Origin of the sequence: Bacteroides sp. 1001136B_160425_E2 (genome assembly GCF_015559655.1) — a bacterium.
GTDB lineage: Bacteria > Bacteroidota > Bacteroidia > Bacteroidales > Bacteroidaceae > Bacteroides > Bacteroides luhongzhouii.
In genome coordinates this window covers 94,720-112,238 of record NZ_JADMQH010000009.1, presented here as the reverse complement: position 1 = coordinate 112,238, position 17,519 = coordinate 94,720, and the positions used below count along the sequence as shown (strand labels likewise).

Sequence of the window (17,519 nt, the reverse complement as noted above, 5' to 3'; positions counted from 1 at the left end):
TTTATTATTAAATGACATACATTACAATAAACAATCGGGGGGAGTAACTCCAATCTCGCTCTCTTTGGGGAGAGGGCTGGGGAGAGGCTATTTATGCCATATCTCCCAAGCGGCGAATGCTTGGAGCAGGAGCATTTCAAGACCATTTTTTACGACAGCCCCTTGTGCTTCTCCTTTTTTCATGAACAGTGTAATGTTTGGATTATATAACAAATCGTAGAGTAAATGGTTTGGAGTTAGTAGCTCATAAGGGATATTGGGACAGAAATCTACCTTAGGAAACATGCCTACGGGAGTGCTATTGACAATGACTGTGTATTCTGCCATAATTTCGGGAGTCAGTTCTTCATAAGTCAGCATATCGTCGCCTTTGTGGGTGCGCGATACGAATAGACTTTCGATCCCCAGGTTCTTTAGGCCGTGGTATACTGCTTTGGAAGCTCCGCCTGTACCCAGAATCAATGCTTTCTTGTGATGAGACTGCAGCAAAGGTTGAATGGATTGAGTGAATCCAATGATGTCGGAGTTGTAGCCGACTAATTTGACCTTTCCTTTTTGCTGGCGGATGATTTTAATAACATTTACCGCACCTATCTTTGCGGTATCACGATCGAGCTCATCCAGAAAAGGGATCACTTGTTCTTTGTAAGGAATGGTGACATTGAGTCCGCATAGGTTGGGATTCTCTTCAATAACTTCCATGAAGTTGTTGATGGTGGGAATCTCGAAATTCACATACTCTGCATTGATTCCTTCAGATTTGAACTTCTCATTAAAGTAACCGATAGAAAATGAATGTCGCAGAGGATAGCCGATTAAACCATATTTTTCCATAATATAATAAGGGTTAAATTAGTCATTTATAATGAATTGCTATTTTGTCGCGGTATAAAGAGTGCAAATACCAAAGGTCAGCCGTTTGAAGTTGACTTCGCTAAATCCGGCTCGGGCGATGACTCCTTTCATGACTTCCCCTTGAGGGAATACTTTGATCGTGTCCGGCAGATAGCGGTAGGCACTGTTGTCTTTGGAGAGAAGCTTGCCCAGTAATGGAATGACGACTTTAGAGTAGATGGAAAACAGCTGTTTCATCGGGAAACGATCCGGAGTAGTAAGTTCCAGAATCACAAGATGACCGCCCGGTTTCAATACACGGCACATTTCGGAGAGCCCTTTATCGAGGTCTTCGAAGTTGCGGATACCGAAAGCTACGGTGATAGCGTCAAAATCATTGTCGGCAAAAGAGAGTGAAGTACAGTCCTCCCGGGCAAAAGAGATTTTGTCCGAGAGTCCTTCCTTCATTACTTTTTCACGTCCCACGTTCATCATACCTTCCGAGATGTCCGTACCGATCAGTTCGGCAGGTTGCAGTTTGCGGCAGGCGAGGATTGCAAAATCCCCCGTACCGGTAGCTACGTCCATCATGCGTTGCGGTTGGAAAGGGCGTAACCAGTCTATCGCTTTTCTGCGCCAGCTACGGTCGATACCTAAAGATAGGGTATGGTTCAACTTGTCGTAGGCATGTGCGATATTGTCGAACATACGTTCCACCTGTTCGGTTTTCTTGCCCTCCTTGTCGTAAGGCTTGATATGTTGTTGTGGGTAGTCCATTTTTAATTTACAATTTATAAATTCAAGAACGTTTCAACGTTTTTGAATATACGTTCAGCGATGTTGGTGGTATCTTCTTTTACAAATTTCTCACCTGTGATGTTTTCGAACAATTCGATATAACGGTCGCTGATGCTTTGTACGATAGCCGGAGTCATTTCAGGTACCTTCTGACCGTCTTTGCCCTGGAAACCGTTTTCCATCAACCATTCGCGAACGAACTCTTTAGAAAGTTGCTTCTGTGGTTCGCCTTTTTCGAAACGTTCCTGATAACCTTCAGCGTAGAAATAACGGCTTGAATCCGGAGTATGGATTTCGTCCATCAGGTAGATAGTGCCGTTGTGTTTACCGAATTCGTATTTTGTATCTACGAGAATCAGTCCGCGTTCTGCTGCGATTTCAGTACCACGTTTGAAAAGAGCCAATGTATATTTTTCGAGAATTTCATACTCTTCCGGAGTAGCCAGTCCTTGTTTCAGGATTTCTTCCTTGGAGATGTCTTCGTCGTGCAATCCCATTTCTGCTTTCGTAGTCGGAGTTACGATAGGTTCCGGGAATTTTTGGTTTTCGCGCATTCCGTCCGGCAACTTAACGCCGCAAATTTCGCGAACACCACTTTTGTAAGCACGCCATGCGCTGCCACACAAGTAACCACGTACAATCATTTCTACCGGAAAACCTTCACACAATACGCCCACTGTTACCATTGGGTCCGGAGTAGCCAGTTTCCAGTTCGGACAGATGTCAGTAGTGGCATCAAGGAATTTGGCTGCAATCTGGTTCAGCATTTGTCCTTTGTAAGGAATACCTTCAGGCAGTACTACGTCAAAGGCCGAAATACGGTCGGTTGCTACCATGACGAGTTTTTCGCCGTTGATGTTGTACACATCGCGCACTTTTCCGTGGTACACACTTTTCTGTCCCGGAAAGTTGAAATCTGTTTTTGTTAATGCTTTCATTGTCTTTATTATAATTACAAATTACAAGTTACAAATAACAAGTCGCAATAGGGTTCCGAATTTGAAAGACGATTAGTCTTTGGCCAGTTTCACCGGACGTTCGCCGTTGATAACCAGTTGTTCGTTTTTCCGTTTTTCCCGCTCGGCTTTCGCTTCTTTATCGAACTTTTCGTAAGCATCTACGATACGTTCCACCAGTTTATGGCGTACGATATCTTTCTTATTCAGTTCAACAAAACTGATACCTTTCACTCCCTTCAAGATGCGCAGGGCTTGCACCAATCCTGATGTTTGTGAAGCGGGAAGGTCAATTTGCGTCATGTCTCCCGTCACAATCATCTTGGTGTTCATGCCCATACGGGTGAGGAACATTTTGATTTGTTGTGCGGTAGTATTCTGGGCTTCGTCCAATATAACGACTGCGTCATTCAGCGTACGTCCGCGCATAAAGGCTAACGGGGCAATCTGGATAATGTTCAATTCCATGTATTCCTTTAACTTGGCGGCAGGTATCATATCCTGCAAGGCGTCATATAAAGGTTGTAGGTATGGATCGATCTTATCTTTCATGTCTCCGGGCAGGAAACCGAGTTTTTCTCCGGCTTCTACGGCGGGGCGGCTGAGAATGATTTTTTTGATTTCTTTGTTTTTCAGTGCACGTACGGCAAGGGCAATAGCAGTGTATGTTTTTCCCGAACCTGCCGGACCGATGGCGAATACCATATCATTTTTGGCGAATCCTTCTACCAGTTTCAACTGGTTTTCGCTTCGGGGGATGATAGGCTTGCCCGTGACGCTGAACACAATCACGTTTCCTGTCTGTTCCGCTTGCGGAGCATTTCCTTTTATAATGTCAATGATAACTTCTTCTTTCAGTGAATTATATTCGGCACAGTACTTTTCAAGTTTGGTGATATTTTCTTCGAAGGCACACATTTCCTCCTCGTCGCCCAGCACTTTGATGACATTGCCTCGGGCAACTATGCGTAGCTTTGGGTATAAAGCTTTAATTAACTGTATGTTGGCGTTGTTTACACCGTAAAAAATAACCGGATCAATGTCCTCAAGAACAATCAGCTTCTCTATCATTAAGTTGTATTAAAGAAAAATTTCTGCAAATTTAATCAAACGTTTTGGATTCTCTGATTGTTTGGAGGTGAATTTTACTGCAAATCTTCTACTATCCACTTTTCGATGTTTCTTGTTTCATTACTGAAATTAATGCCTATTTTAAATATTTGTCGCTTGTCGGCAGCAAATGCTTGTGCATAATGTTTGTCATTGATTTGTTGCAGAGCTTCTTCGGCGGTTCCCTCCAGCTTGAATTCCATTACATAGATGAAATGATCGGTTTGCAGGACGAGGTCAATGCGTCCTTGTGAGGTATGATACTCTGCTTTTACATAGAATCCAATGAGTTTAAATACGATGAAGAGTACATTTTGATAATGTAGTTCCAAATCGCGTACCAATTCGTAAGGTGTATCGGCAAAGAAACTTTGCAGACGGCGGAAAAAGGCATCATAATCACCTTGTTCCACTTCATCGACAAACTGCCGTATTTGGAAAGGAGATTCGATTACGTCTATATTGGTATAGAACGGAAGGAGGTATTTAACAAAACCTTCTTCTACTTCCCGATTGGGGAATCCCAGTCGATAAATTCCAAAGCGATTGTTAAATCCTTTGATCGTGAGATATCCACTTTGATAGATGACCGGAATAGGATTTCGGGACGTCGAATCAATGCTGTTCAGTACATCTGCATCCGTTTCTTCATGGGTGATACGTTGGAGATTATAATTGGATTTCTTTAGTAATTCTACCAAATAAGTCGGGGTGCCGGTCTCAAACCAGTAACTACCGAATTTCATTTTATAGAATGTGTTGAGTAAACTGAATGGGTTGTATATTCCTATGGAATTTTCTACGAAATGATAACCATCGTAACATTCTTTCAGTTCAGAGCATACCTCCTCATAAGTCATTTTCTGTTTATCAGCCAAAATATGCAGGTCTTCTTCCATATTGTCGTGGATTTCTTTTTCTGTGATACCACAGAGTTCCACGTATTGTTCATCCATTGAAATGTCAATCAGATTATTCAGATCGCTGGAGACACTGACTTTTCCGAATTTGGTGACGCCTGTAAGGAATCCGAGTTTGATGCATCCGTCTTTACTCTTTAATGCCCCATAGAAAGGTTTTAGTGTGTTTCGGTAATATTTTTGCAGTTCTTCGTTTCCGATAGCTTGCAGCATAGGTTTGTCGTATTCGTCCACAAGGATAACGACACGTTGCCCCGTCTGTTCGTAAGCCCGCTGTATGATGCCTGCAAAGCGTAAAGAAAAGGAAACTTCCGACGGGCGTGTGCCATACAGGCTTTCCCAATGTTCCAGATTGTCATTGAGTATTTGGTTCAGACTTTCGGGAGTATCATATTTTTCGATATTTAAATCAAGGTGTAATATCGGATGTTTGATCCAGTCTTTTTCCAGTTGTTCAATAGCCAATCCTTCGAATAGTTCTTTCTTTCCTTGATAATATGCTTCAAGAGTAGATATTAGCAGACTCTTCCCAAAGCGGCGGGGACGGCTAAGAAAATAGTAACGGCCGGTTTTTACTAATTGATAAATAAGTCTGGTTTTATCTACATAAAGATAACCGTCTTTGCGGAGACTTTCAAAATTCTGTATGCCGATAGGATATAGCTTGCTCATAAGCTGATTCTTTTAGCGTTGGATTCATACAAAGATAGCTGTTCTCCATCTTAACACAAAATTCACCTTAAAGGTTTTATGATATGCTAGTCAAAGATTTTGAAAAAAGGTATTTATCGGGCGGTGATATGGAAACACCCTTGCTTCAATTCATATTTGATGTAGCATTTTTCAGCTTGTCGCAGGTCTCTTAAAACCTCGGACAAGACAAGTTTCAGTGTATCGGCACTTACATCCTGTAACGGTCTTCCATCCTTGTCTTCTACCTTTTTGAAACGTTTCCAACTGACGTCAAAGGTGGCTCCAAAGCAGTGTGCCGAGTTGGCGGAAGCATTTCCGTTGCGACGGCGGAGGCGTTTCACATCGTTTTCGGTACGTAACACTGAAGTGATGATTATCTGGTTGGGGTTTAGACCTTTGGCTGCCAATGAATCGAGAAAGTTGGAACCGATTGTATCGAGCAGTGCACTGGCACGCGGTACGAGATAGGGGATGGAGTGTGTCAGTGAATCTACTACATAAAACTCATTGTCGGTAATATGAGTTAGCTTTTCTTTCATATCTTCTGCTGCTTCCCGGTCTGCCAATGGGCGAATCCCTATCTTTTTGGCTACTTCCAGATGTGCGTCATTCAAATCAGGAAAAGAACGTTTGTAGCTGACGACGCCACGAATATTGCGTGGCTCATTCAGTTTCAGCGACATGTCTTTCTTTTTGCAGCCCGAAGTAAGCGTTGTAAGCCCAATAACTAGTAAAAATAGCGGTAATATGCGAAGCTTATAAATAGTCATTTTATATTTTTTTGCCCGCAAATATACGCTATTTTTTCATACATTCCATGCTTTGCATTATTTTCAAGTCCATACTTTTGAGGTTATTCCAAAATATTCTCTGGTATTTCAGGATAGGTATTTAATATACCTATTATAGTATAATCTGTATTGTCAATTGTTGTTTTTAGTGTGGGTACTATTGTATGTTCACTTCTGGAAAGAGCTTTTTTTACAAGTTCTTTCCAATCTACACCTAGAAATTTTGATATAAGATTTAGAATGGCATTTGCACTCGTAACTCCATCGTATAGTTCAAATCTTAATTTGTGAGGGGTGGGAGGAACTGTTGCATCGCTGAAATTTCCTTGTTCGTCAGATGCATAGTTTAGTGTTAAATAAGGTATGGCGTATGTAGGAGACGAGTTGCCGGAACCGCTTTCTAACTTGGTGAAAAAATCGTATGTTCCTTTTGCTATTGGAGTACGAGATATTTCGTCTCTAGACTCAATATAACGGAAAAAATAGCAATCTTTAGCTTCATTGTTAATAAGATAAACTACAGTGCCATTAGAAAGTGCCGGATGATTACTTTTTTTTATAGCGTATGCCAAATAACTGTCTGTAATTTTAATTCTTAAATCAACCGTTTCGTTGGTGATATTATCTTTTACTTTCACCTTTGTTTCTCCTTTCTTTTTTGGGGTGATCCTTAAGCTTCCCATTCCTATCGAACTGGATAAATCTACATCTATATTTAAAATGTCAGTTTTTTTTACAGTTACGGTGTAGTCCCTGTTTCCACCTGTGATGGTGATATTGGTTGTTCCTAACAAAGGTCGTTCGTAATACTCTTTTTCGAAAGATAAAGGATATATTTTTTTTTCATCGTCGTTGCTACAGCTAAAAAAGATAATTGTACAGAGAAATGACAGTAGTGCTCCAAGTAAATGTTTTGTCTTCATGATTATTCTGTTTTATAATTTTGCAGGAGAGATATAGTCTTATAAGTTCCTGTGTTGATGTTGGAGACAAATATAACGATTTTATCAATATGTTGAAGTAAATAGTGTATTTATTTCCTGTCCTCCAGCTATTTTCATACATTTGTGGCGGTTTATAAAAATAGGCCACTTTCCTACTAAACATAACACACATGAAAACAGATTTCGATTACAATTCTATGCCCGTTAGCTTCGCTCATTGCTTGAATGGACATTGTTTGCGTGCGGACAAATGTCTGCGACGACAAGTAACTCTCCGAATGCCGAAAGAGCGGGCTGCTGTAATGGTTATTAATCCCGAACATGTCACCTCCGATGGTGAAGATTGTACTTACTTTATTGATGAAAAGCCGGTGTTGTTTGCACGGGGAATGAAACATTTGCTGGACCGGGTGCCGCTTGCTGATGCTACCGTTATCAAGCGACAGATGATAGCCTACTTCGGCAAAACGATCTATTATCGTTGTTGCAATAAAGAACGGTTGATTAAACCAAAGGAACAAAAGTATATACAAGAACTTTTTCGAAAGAGGGGAGTTACAGAAACGCCTCAATATGACGAATATATAGAATACTATGATCTTGGGTAAGTATATCCGTTAGTTCCGGTAATCCCATATATTGTGGGAAAGTATTCTCTTATATTATGGGAATTTATTCCCGCAAAATGAGGGAATAAATTCTCTCCAGCTAGGGAATCTTTTCCCACAATATGTGGGACTACCGGGGTCTGTAATACCCTGATAATAGTTGACTACCTTTTTTCTTATCTTCGGGTTGGGTTGACATTTATTGTGTAGGTATTATATAGCAGTCCCGGTATGAGAAATGTATGATGAAAGTATGAGAAATACCGGTTTTTTATGACATTTCAGGCAAAACACTATGAGAAACACCTTTTTGAAAAGTATTTCTCATAGTGTTATTGTTTTGAATTACAGGTGATTATCCTGTAAAGTATGAGAATATGAGAAATGATTTCGCAAAATCGTTTCTAGTGCGTATTAGATGGATTGTATGGCTTCATGGCTTATTACGTTCTTTGAATATTCCAGATTTATTTGAATTATATAAAAAACAAACGCTGATGAGAACAAGTAAAATCATTCTTTTCTCATCAGCGTATATTATGTCGGATCACAACTATTTCTTATCTTTTTTCTCGTCAGCTTTTGTTGCAGGCTTTTCCTCCGTTTTGCTTTCCGGATTGATAATACCTTTCACTGTTTCACCGATAGGCAATTTATCCAATACACCGAGACTTGGAGCTACCGTTTTCACCAATGTGTTCAGGAAGTTGCTTGTACCTCCGTTTCCACCGTCGAATACAGTGATATTTCCTAAATTCATGTGTTCGAACGCCTTCACCTGTTCGCCGGCAATTTCCTTCCACTGGTCTACCATCTTATATTGGATGGCGATAGCCGGATTCGATTCGGCAGCTCTTACCATTGCTTCGAAACCTTCCGCTTCCGCAAGTAATGATTTCTTCTTACCTTCCGCTTCGGCTTCCAGTTTCAATTGGATAGCTTTTGCTTCCGCTTCGGCTTGTGCCAAAGTAGCTTTTGCGCGTGCTTCCGCTTCGCGGGTAATCTTTTCGGCGATGGCATTTGCTTGAAGGATAGCTTCCTGTCTGGCGATTTCCGCAGGAACAATCTTTTCAGCCTTTAATGAAGATTCCACTTTCCGTGCTTTAGCTTCTTCCACTTCTTTTTGGGCAATTTCGCGTGCAGTCTGTACGGCAGCTTCCGATTTTGCAGCAGCTTCACCGGCTTGCTTGTCGGCATTGGCTTGTGTTACAGCTAGTTCTGCGTTGGAAAGGGCTACTTCTTTCTGTGCGTCATTTCGTCCGATGGCAGCTTTCTTGGCAGCTTCCGCCTGTTTGATTTCCATATCCGAATTCAGTTCGGCAACACGGCTTTCCTTTTCAGTATTTGCCTGCTCGATACGGATGCTCTTTTCTGCTTCTGCTTTTGCTACTTGCGATTCTTTTTCCGCGTTGGCAATCGCTACTTGAGAGATTCTGTCCTTATCTGCATTTGCAACGGATATCTCCTGTTGTTTCTTCGTTTCTGCGATAGCGATATCCTGGTCTTTACGAGTTTCCGCAACTTTAGTTTCGCGTTCTTTAATCTGATTGGCAATTTTGATAGCACCCAGCTTTTCCTGTTCTTCGATGTTAGCCTGTGCTTCGTTCAGTGCTTTACTTTCAGCTTCCTTACCTAAGTTGACAATGTAGTTGGCAGCGTCACGAATATCACTGATGTTGATGTTCATCAGATACAAACCGAATTTGCGAAGTTCGGTATCGATGTTATCTTTCACTTTAGCCAGAAACTTATCTCGGTCTGAATTTAATTCTTCGATAGTCATATCGGCGATCACCATACGCATCTGACCATATACAACATCAGTAATTAAGTTCTGCTTGTCATCCATCGTTAATCCCAGCATACGTTCAGCAGCATTTTGCATCACTTCAGGATCGGTGCTGATAGCTACAGTGATTGTAGTCGGCACATCTACACGAATGTTTTGAGCGGATAGCGCGCCGGTCAGTTTACATTCGATTTGCATTGGTTTCATGGAAAGGAATTCATATCCTTGGATAATCGGCCATACAAAAGCAGCTCCACCATGATATAGCTTTGCCGATTTCTTATCCCCTCCCGTTTTACCATATACAACGAGGACTTCATCACTTTTACATTTGCGGTAACGCGAAAGGATACCGATAAAAGTGAGTAGGATGACTGCTACTAATATAGCAGCCATGATTAACATTTCTTGTGTCATAAAATTGTGTATTTGAATAATTATTGAATGAATAGCATTCCGTCTTTGTAGCTGGTGATAATCGTTCTGTCGCCAGTCTGATATGCTTTTCCGGATTCGGAGATGACGTCTACTTCGCGCATGGCTCCGTCCCGGGTGGTCTGTACTGTATATTTGCTGTCGCTTTGTTTGAAATAGATCACGCATTCCCGTCCCACAAGCTGATCGGTCTGTTCGGTGTGGTTCACTTGTTGCAGTTGATAGGCTTTCTTATAAAGGAACCACACAGCAAGAACAAAGAAAAGCCCCACCAGAATACCGATGACATAACTCTGAATCTCTGTGTTTCCCGCCAGATACATGTACCAACCGAATCCGATTCCGAAATGAGTCAGTCCTTTAAAGGAGACTACGCTACTGATATCAGCATCCACGTCTACATCTGCATCTATATCTCCGAAAAAGATGGATAGAATGAATTGGATTGCAAATATTCCTGTTGTCACAAGGGCAATAATAAGGAAAATGGTACTACTCATAATTGTGAAGTATTAGCAAATCATGATTATTTTGTTCTCCAAATATACAGGTTTATGCGAATTATACAAAGATAAATGAGATAAAATGACTAATTTTGCGAGCGAAAACCCTAAAAAGAGGAATTAGCGTGCAAAGGTATTTTATTTATTTGGCTTATGACGGGACCAACTATCACGGTTGGCAAATTCAACCGAATGGGATTAGTGTGCAGGAATGCCTGATGAAAGCATTGTCTACCTTTCTGCGTCGCGAAATAGAAATAATAGGAGCAGGCCGTACGGACGCGGGAGTGCATGCTTCTCTGATGGTCGCTCATTTTGAATTTGATGAACCGTTGGATGAAATATCTGTTGCCGATAAATTAAACCGTCTGCTACCTCCCGATATTTCCATTTATCGTGTTTGCCGGGTCCGGCCGGATGCGCATGCCCGCTTTGATGCGACTGCGCGAACTTACAAGTATTATGTAACGACATCGAAATATCCTTTTAACCGGCAATATCGTTGGCGGATTTATAATCAGTTGGATTATAAACTCATGAACGAAGCTGCACGTACCCTTTTCGAGTACACTGACTTTACGAGCTTCAGTAAACTTCATACGGATGTAAAAACCAATATCTGCCATATCACTCATGCCGAGTGGACACAGGAAGATGATGCTACCTGGGTATTTACCATCCGTGCCGACCGTTTCCTGCGAAATATGGTGCGAGCCATCGTAGGTACGCTGATTGAAGTGGGACGGGGGAAACTTACTGTTGAAGGCTTCCGGCGGGTTATCGAACAACAAGATCGTTGCAAAGCCGGAACATCTGCTCCGGGGCAAGCCCTGTTTCTGGTAAATGTGGAATATCCCGAAAGTATATTTGAATAATAAATAATAGATATTCTCATGTGGTTATTATTAGCATTTCTCTCGGCTACTTTGCTGGGCTTTTATGATGTATTCAAGAAGAAATCGTTGAAAGATAATGCGGTACTTCCCGTTTTGTTTCTAAATACATTTTTTTCCAGTCTCATCTTTCTGCCGTTTATCCTGATATCCGTATATAAACCGGACCTGTTGGGAGGGACGATATTTAATGTTCCCGTTGTTGGTTGGGAACAGCATAAATATATTATTATCAAGTCGTTCATCGTGTTGGCTTCGTGGATATTCGGATATTTCGGAATGAAACATCTACCTTTAACCATAGTGGGACCTATCAATGCTACCCGTCCGGTGATGGTGCTCGTGGGAGCGATGCTGGTATTTGGCGAACGGTTGAATCTCTATCAATGGATCGGGGTAATGCTGGCCATTGCCTCTTTCTTTATGTTAAGTCGTTCGGGGAAGAAAGAAGGAATTGATTTTAAGCATAACAAATGGATCTTCTTTATCGTGCTGGCTGCCATTACAGGTGCTATCAGCGGATTGTATGATAAATATCTGATGAAATCTCTGAATCCGATGCTGGTACAATCCTGGTATAATGTTTATCAGGTGTTTATTATGTGTCCTATCCTGTTATTGCTTTGGTGGCCTAAAAGAAAGTCTACCACTCCGTTTCGCTGGGACTGGACGATTATCCTGATTTCTATCTTCCTTTCGGCTGCCGATTTCGTTTACTTTTACGCATTGAGTTATGACGATTCTATGATTTCCATTGTTTCGATGGTCCGTCGGGGAAGTGTGGTGGTTTCTTTCACTTTCGGTGCACTTTTCTTCCGTGAAAAGAATTTAAAAAGCAAAGCGATTGACCTTATACTGGTGTTAATCGGAATGATATTCTTATATTTGGGGTCTAAAAGTTAAAACAGTTACACAAAATCTGTTTGTCACAGGTTAAATAAGATAGATATGAAAATAAATAAACTTGTAATCACTATATTCTTTTCTGCTGTCGGACTCTTTGCTTCGACCGCTCTTTGGGCACAAGAAGCCAAAACACTGTTTGTGAATATGCCGGATTCTCTAAGCCCGTTACTTACCAAAGTAAACCGGGAAGATTGTATTGACTTTCTGGAAAGTAAGATGAAAGCGCAAGTAGAGAACCGTTTCGGCAGGAAGTCGGAGATGACTGATCTAAGTAAAGATTATATCCGTATGCAGATGTCGCCTCAATCTACCTGGCAGATGAAAGTGTTGGCTTTGAATGACTCGACGAGTGTGATCTGTACAGTCTCTACTGCTTGTGCGCCTGCCTGCGACAGCAGCATCCGTTTCTATACAGATGACTGGAAACCGCTTACAGCATCTCTCTTTATTACTCTGCCTGTGATGGGCGACTTTCTGAATACTCCGGATTCAGCAGGCGTTTATGAGTTTGACGAAGCACGCCGTTCGGCAGATATGCTATTGATGAAAGCCGATTTTAATAAAGAAAATACAGAACTGACTGTAACATTAACTACTCCTGACTATATGGCAAAGGAGATGGCAGAGAAGCTGAAACCATTTCTCCGTCGTCCTATTGTCTATCATTGGAAGAATGGAGCATTTGTTAAATTGAAAATAGAGGATTAAAAATTGAGAAATTGGGATTATTCAATAATATCCTTGATTAAAGATATCAAAAAAGGCAACCAATTCTTTACGAGTTAGTTGCCTTATATTTTTTTATCTTGAGAATATCTCGAAATGGCTACACCGCAGCGTAGCTTATTTCTCAATTTTTAATTCTCAATTTGACAAGCATTCGTTGATAAATGCGATCATTTCCGGTGTGTTGGCTTCCACACTTTGAAGTAATTTGAATTGTGCTTTAGTACGAACCAAATTATGTTCCGGATATTTTATTTTATAATAAGTATCTCCATTGATATAGTCTGCCAAGAACCGTACACACTGCATGTATGGGAATAAAGCGGCTGCATAAGGGAGATTCTCAATCTCAATTGGAGTCAGGAATGATTTGGCTCCTTTCAGGTAACCTTTAGTAAACGCTTTGAATATTTCCATATTGAAGTTTACACGATCAAGGTCTTTATCGTCTTCATCACCCGTGTTGGCACCTGTACGGAGGAAATCCCCATAATCGGAGAAAATAAAGCTGGGCATTACCGTATCCAGGTCGATGACGCAAAGCACTTTACCATTCTCGTCGAACATCATGTTATTCACTTTCGTATCGCAGTGGCAAACACGTTTGGGGAGCTTTCCTTCACGATATAAACGTTCGGCTTTACACATCTCATCTGCACGCTTCTCTATTTCATCCAGATAGTATTTCACTTCCGATACCCGTCCGGCAGCATCTTTCGCAACAGCTTCACGTAATTGTTTGAGACGGAACTCCATGTTGTGGAAGTCAGGTATGGTTTCACCCAATGTTTCCGGAATATCGGCCAGCATGGCCTGGAAGTTGCCAAATGCTTCTCCAGCATAATTTGAAAATTCGGGATTCACCGTTTCATACGTTTTGGCACGTGGGATGAATACCATCATACGCCAATAGTTATCACCGTCGAACCAGTATGTCTTACCCTCTTCTGTTTCGAGGAAGCTCAACACTTTGCGTTCTATATCCGATTCTCCTGCTTCCGCCAGTTTTTTGCGAATGTGATTGGTGACAGCAGTAATATTGGATTGAAGCATTTCTACATTCTGAAAAATGGCATGATTGATGCGTTGCAGAACGTAGTCGGGAGTATCTGCTTCTTTGGTGTTTACCTTGTAAGTGTCGTTAATAAGTCCTGTACCCAAAGGTTTGATTTCTTCAATCGTACCTTGGACTTTAAATTTAGCTACAATGCTAGATAAATCTTTCATGGGTTTTTTCTTTAAAAATTTATACTAAGGTTATCGATAATCATATTTAGCTGCTTCATTGCTCCGTAATACATTACGGGCGGCATTCTCATCATGATCGGCTACTTCTTCCGGGCTAAAGTTATTCCATTGGTAAGGGTGGAGCAAGGCCTCTTCAGAGTCAAAGTCTTCGATAGAGTTGCGCAAGGCATTGAAACCGATCGTACTGTCGGCTACCAAAACCAGACCGTTTCCTTTGGCGGGAGATAAAACGATCCAACGGGTATCGGTGTGATGTCCGTTTTCCTGTGGACGTACATAGTTGAAGTACATTTTATCTGCTATTGTCTTATATATGCCAACGAGTGTTCCATGATTACGGTCGATATAGTTTTCTTCCGGACCACGGCCAAAGTATTGTACATTGTTCATCTGTACCGGCAAGCGGTAATACTTGCTCCGTTCGAACTTGCCGCTCAAGGCATCAGCGCGATTGTTGTATGTCATGAAAGAAGTACGTGGGTACTCCTTGTTGACTTCAACTACCTGTACATCCTGCCAATAAGTTTTCACAGCTTTTTCAGCCATTACATTAAATGTTGTCAGGGAAAATATTCCCATGAAAATGCCTGTTAATAAATTGGGGGTTGGTCGAAATTTCATGTTTCTCAATATTGTTTCTTCATTTCTTTTTTATTTTACTTTGATATGATCGAATCCTTCTCCATAAACTCCGATGACAGCACTTTGTGATACAAATGCATTCGGGTCTATATCTTTAATCAACCGGAAGATGATAGGCGATTCCCTCTTTTTGGCTAATACGAACATCATCTTTACTTCTCGTCCTGTATAAAAGCCGGTTGCATTGATTATCGTAACTCCCCGGTGTGGATACTCGTTGATATGCCGTCCTATTTCTTCATATTTATTGGATATGATAAAGAACTGTACGGATTGGCGTGCACTATTCACTACCTGATCGAGAACGAAGCTACAAATATAAAGAGTTACAAACCCATACACCACTTTTTCCCAGTCTTTTAAGACAAAATAACTGGAAGAAATAATAATCATATCGCAGATAAGTACTACTCTTCCTAATGTGATGTCCCGGTATTTGTTGATGATGGCTGCGATAATATCCGTACCTCCTGTGCTTCCGTTTGCCGAAAAAGCAACCCCTATACCGCCTCCACAGAAGGATGCTCCGATGACACATGCCATAAAGGGCTGGTCGTGGAGGAGGCCGAAACCTGCTGTCAGCTTCTGGATGACAGACAGAAAGAAGGTGAGGGTAAACACTCCAAAAATAGTTTTAATGCAAAACTTCATCCCCAGCAATTTGAGGGCCAGTAACAATAGAAAGAAGTTGATGCTGAAGTACGTATACTGTACGGGAAAACCCGTAGCCCAATATACAATAGAAGCAATACCCGGTACTCCTCCGGTCGTGATATCGTTCGGAAGTAGAAAAACGGTCCAACCGATACCATACAAAATCATGCCGATGGCAATCATTACATAATCTCTGGCTTCACGGATAATGCTTTGCTTAGAAGGTTTTGGAATAACTGTTTTCATAAACGTGATTATGATAATCTATAAAATGTTCAAACACGGCCCCATGAATAATCCGGCTTTGGGGGAGAAGCCGGATTGGTTCATTATGCTCGTACTAAAAGGATATATTCTTTTTTTATTTTGCAAAAGCGTGACGATAGCCTTGTACTTTATTCCATCCGCCGCGAGTGAAATCGGGGACTTCTACCGGAGCAGAATTGTTTTCGATGGAAAGTCTGGTAAGTTCGGCCATGCAACACCACTCTGCCAGGTCATAAACGTCCATATCTAATGGTAATCCATTTTGCAGGCAATATGCCAGACGGTAGTCCATGATAAAGTCCATACCACCGTGACCGCCTACTTTCTTGGCAGTTTCTTCCAACTCTATGTGAATTGGATCTTTATATTTATCCATCAAGGCTCTCTTTACATTTTCAGGTACAGAGCCATGTGCATTCAGATTTTCATGATTAGGCACATTTTTAGAATCAACTTGTGAAGGTCTCAGGCAATATTCTTCAATCGGATATTTGCTTGCATAACCATCGGCTCCCACTATCTGATACATACGACTGTATGGACGGGGTGTCATTACATTGTGCTGGATTAGCATCGTTTTGCCATTTTCTGTGCGAATCAAAGTCGAAGTCTGGTCACCATTTTGGAAGTCGGTCACTTCTTCTCCTGTTTGTTTCTTAATGTAAGCCGGCCCATTGACAGCTTTCGTATCCATAGATACCAATGTCTTCATACGGTCGCCACGGTGGATATTAAGTACCTGACAAGCGGGGCCCATGCCATGAGTTGCATATACGTCACCGCGATGTAGGTGATTATAATCCATTCGCCAGTTGTTCCAGTATTCAGGCCAGAAATCTTCCAGGTTGTGGATATATGAACCTTCTACATGAAGCACTTCTCCGAATACGCCCTGTTGTGCCATATTTAAAGAAGTCAGTTCAAAAAAGTCATATACACAGTTCTCGAGCTGCATACAATGTTTGCGGGTCTTTTCAGAAGTATTGATTAACTGCCAGATTTCATCCAATGTCATAGCGGCAGGAACTTCGATGGCTACATGCTTGCCGTGTTCCATGGCATAGACACCCATTGCAGCATGATGCTTCCAGTCTGTAGCTATGTATACAAGATCAATATCGTCCCGTTCGCAAAGTTTTTTCCATGCATCTTCCTCTCCGCTGTAAGAAGCAGCTGCAGGGAGTCCGGCATTTTTCAAAATTTCTTGTGATTTTTCAACACGTTCGGGAAGCAGGTCGCATAGCGCTATAATCTTAGTTCCCGGAATATGAGTCCAGCGTGCTACGGCACCGGGACCACGCATTCCTAAGCCGATGAAACCGACACGTACGGTATCAATTTTAGGAGTAACGAGTTGGATTACATCTTCTTGTCCGGCAGGGCGGGTAGGAGTCTCTACTTTGATAGGAGTAAAGGCTTCCGAAGCCTTTGGCTGTTGAGTACAACTGGTGTGCCAGGTTAACAAGGCCAAGCCGATAGCAGTGGCTATGAGTAGTTTTTTCATCATATTTTAAGTTTCTAATAGGGGTTATACGCTGTTTTTCATTTACGTGTCAAAAATAGTAATTAATTAGCCAATTATTTATATTTATAACCGATATTTTATATAGGAGGGTGTGCTAACCGGGGTACGTGCGATTGTGTCGGAGAATCTTTCATAATTTTAGTGGTCTAAAGTAAAACAAAAAAAGAGAATCCAATTTCTCAGATTCTCTTTAAAGAGCGGAAGACGGGGCTCAAACCCGCGACCCTCAGCTTGGAAGGCTAATGCTCTATCAACTGAGCTACTTCCGCAATTTTTG

The 17,519-nt window shown here is 41.5% G+C and carries 16 protein-coding genes, 1 tRNA gene and 1 pseudogene; 4 read left to right on the top strand and 14 right to left on the bottom strand.

From position 1 onward, the window contains the following. Window positions 1-87: 87 nt before the first annotated feature. The 7 genes from I2I04_RS10880 to I2I04_RS10850 all read right to left on the bottom strand — a co-directional run bounded on the left by I2I04_RS10880 (window position 88) and on the right by I2I04_RS10850 (window position 7,025). The gene (locus tag I2I04_RS10880) at window positions 88-834 is read right to left on the bottom strand and encodes a shikimate dehydrogenase family protein (protein WP_143258063.1); all 747 of its coding nucleotides are present in this window, start codon (window positions 832-834) and stop codon (window positions 88-90) included. A gap of 39 nt (window positions 835-873) precedes the next feature. Then, on the bottom strand, window positions 874-1,611 hold the full coding sequence (gene ubiE / locus I2I04_RS10875; RefSeq protein ID WP_143258064.1) for a bifunctional demethylmenaquinone methyltransferase/2-methoxy-6-polyprenyl-1,4-benzoquinol methylase UbiE: 738 nt from the start codon (window positions 1,609-1,611) through the stop codon (window positions 874-876). Window positions 1,612-1,625: 14 nt separating this feature from the next. Next, a complete protein-coding gene (locus I2I04_RS10870; RefSeq protein ID WP_143258065.1) occupies window positions 1,626-2,570 on the bottom strand; it encodes a phosphoribosylaminoimidazolesuccinocarboxamide synthase in 945 nt (314 codons plus the stop codon). 72 nt (window positions 2,571-2,642) lie between these two features. After that, window positions 2,643-3,659, bottom strand: a complete 1,017-nt coding sequence (locus I2I04_RS10865) for a PhoH family protein (RefSeq protein ID WP_143258066.1) — start codon at window positions 3,657-3,659, stop codon at window positions 2,643-2,645. A 74-nt stretch (window positions 3,660-3,733) separates the two neighbouring features. Next, the gene (locus tag I2I04_RS10860) at window positions 3,734-5,290 is read right to left on the bottom strand and encodes an ATP-binding protein (RefSeq protein WP_195655009.1); all 1,557 of its coding nucleotides are present in this window, start codon (window positions 5,288-5,290) and stop codon (window positions 3,734-3,736) included. A gap of 113 nt (window positions 5,291-5,403) precedes the next feature. Then, entirely contained in the window at window positions 5,404-6,081 is a 678-nt protein-coding gene (locus tag I2I04_RS10855) for a DUF5715 family protein (protein WP_143258068.1), read from the bottom strand. Between the two features lie 83 nt (window positions 6,082-6,164). Next, entirely contained in the window at window positions 6,165-7,025 is an 861-nt protein-coding gene (locus I2I04_RS10850) for a hypothetical protein (protein ID WP_195655008.1), read from the bottom strand. 191 nt (window positions 7,026-7,216) lie between these two features. On the opposite strand from I2I04_RS10850, the gene I2I04_RS10845 reads away from it, so the two are divergent. Further along, the gene (locus I2I04_RS10845) at window positions 7,217-7,654 is read left to right on the top strand and encodes a DUF6078 family protein (protein WP_008020821.1); all 438 of its coding nucleotides are present in this window, start codon (window positions 7,217-7,219) and stop codon (window positions 7,652-7,654) included. Window positions 7,655-8,207: 553 nt separating this feature from the next. Here the strand turns inward: I2I04_RS10845 and I2I04_RS10840 are convergent. Both I2I04_RS10840 and I2I04_RS10835 read right to left on the bottom strand, forming a co-directional pair. Beyond that, complete coding sequence (locus tag I2I04_RS10840; RefSeq protein ID WP_143258071.1) at window positions 8,208-9,860, bottom strand: flotillin family protein; 1,653 nt, start codon at window positions 9,858-9,860, stop codon at window positions 8,208-8,210. Window positions 9,861-9,880: 20 nt separating this feature from the next. Next, a complete protein-coding gene (locus I2I04_RS10835; protein WP_195655007.1) occupies window positions 9,881-10,378 on the bottom strand; it encodes a hypothetical protein in 498 nt (165 codons plus the stop codon). A 128-nt stretch (window positions 10,379-10,506) separates the two neighbouring features. Between I2I04_RS10835 and truA the strand changes: the two genes are divergently transcribed. The 3 genes from truA to I2I04_RS10820 are packed head-to-tail and all read left to right on the top strand — an operon-like array spanning window position 10,507 to window position 12,888. After that, window positions 10,507-11,256 carry a tRNA pseudouridine(38-40) synthase TruA gene (truA, locus tag I2I04_RS10830; protein WP_195473335.1) on the top strand — a complete coding sequence of 250 codons (750 nt, stop codon included), beginning with the start codon at window positions 10,507-10,509 and terminating at the stop codon, window positions 11,254-11,256. 18 nt (window positions 11,257-11,274) lie between these two features. Next, window positions 11,275-12,177, top strand: a complete 903-nt coding sequence (locus tag I2I04_RS10825) for a DMT family transporter (RefSeq protein ID WP_143258083.1) — start codon at window positions 11,275-11,277, stop codon at window positions 12,175-12,177. A 45-nt stretch (window positions 12,178-12,222) separates the two neighbouring features. Next, window positions 12,223-12,888 carry a DUF3256 family protein gene (locus I2I04_RS10820; protein ID WP_195473336.1) on the top strand — a complete coding sequence of 222 codons (666 nt, stop codon included), beginning with the start codon at window positions 12,223-12,225 and terminating at the stop codon, window positions 12,886-12,888. Window positions 12,889-13,044: 156 nt separating this feature from the next. Here the strand turns inward: I2I04_RS10820 and I2I04_RS10815 are convergent, their stop codons facing one another. The 5 genes and pseudogenes from I2I04_RS10815 to I2I04_RS10795 all read right to left on the bottom strand — a co-directional run bounded on the left by I2I04_RS10815 (window position 13,045) and on the right by I2I04_RS10795 (window position 17,511). After that, entirely contained in the window at window positions 13,045-14,133 is a 1,089-nt protein-coding gene (locus I2I04_RS10815; RefSeq protein WP_195655006.1) for a phosphotransferase enzyme family protein, read from the bottom strand. A gap of 63 nt (window positions 14,134-14,196) precedes the next feature. Beyond that, window positions 14,197-14,562, bottom strand: a pseudogene (locus I2I04_RS10810) (beta-galactosidase); the annotation flags it as partial. A 243-nt stretch (window positions 14,563-14,805) separates the two neighbouring features. Next, window positions 14,806-15,696 (bottom strand): YitT family protein, encoded by an 891-nt coding sequence (locus tag I2I04_RS10805; RefSeq protein WP_143258086.1) that lies wholly within the window; start codon window positions 15,694-15,696, stop codon window positions 14,806-14,808. A 115-nt stretch (window positions 15,697-15,811) separates the two neighbouring features. After that, window positions 15,812-17,221 (bottom strand): Gfo/Idh/MocA family protein, encoded by a 1,410-nt coding sequence (locus I2I04_RS10800; protein ID WP_143258480.1) that lies wholly within the window; start codon window positions 17,219-17,221, stop codon window positions 15,812-15,814. Window positions 17,222-17,438: 217 nt separating this feature from the next. Next, window positions 17,439-17,511 (bottom strand) — tRNA-Gly (locus I2I04_RS10795). Between the last annotated feature and the right edge of the window lie 8 nt (window positions 17,512-17,519).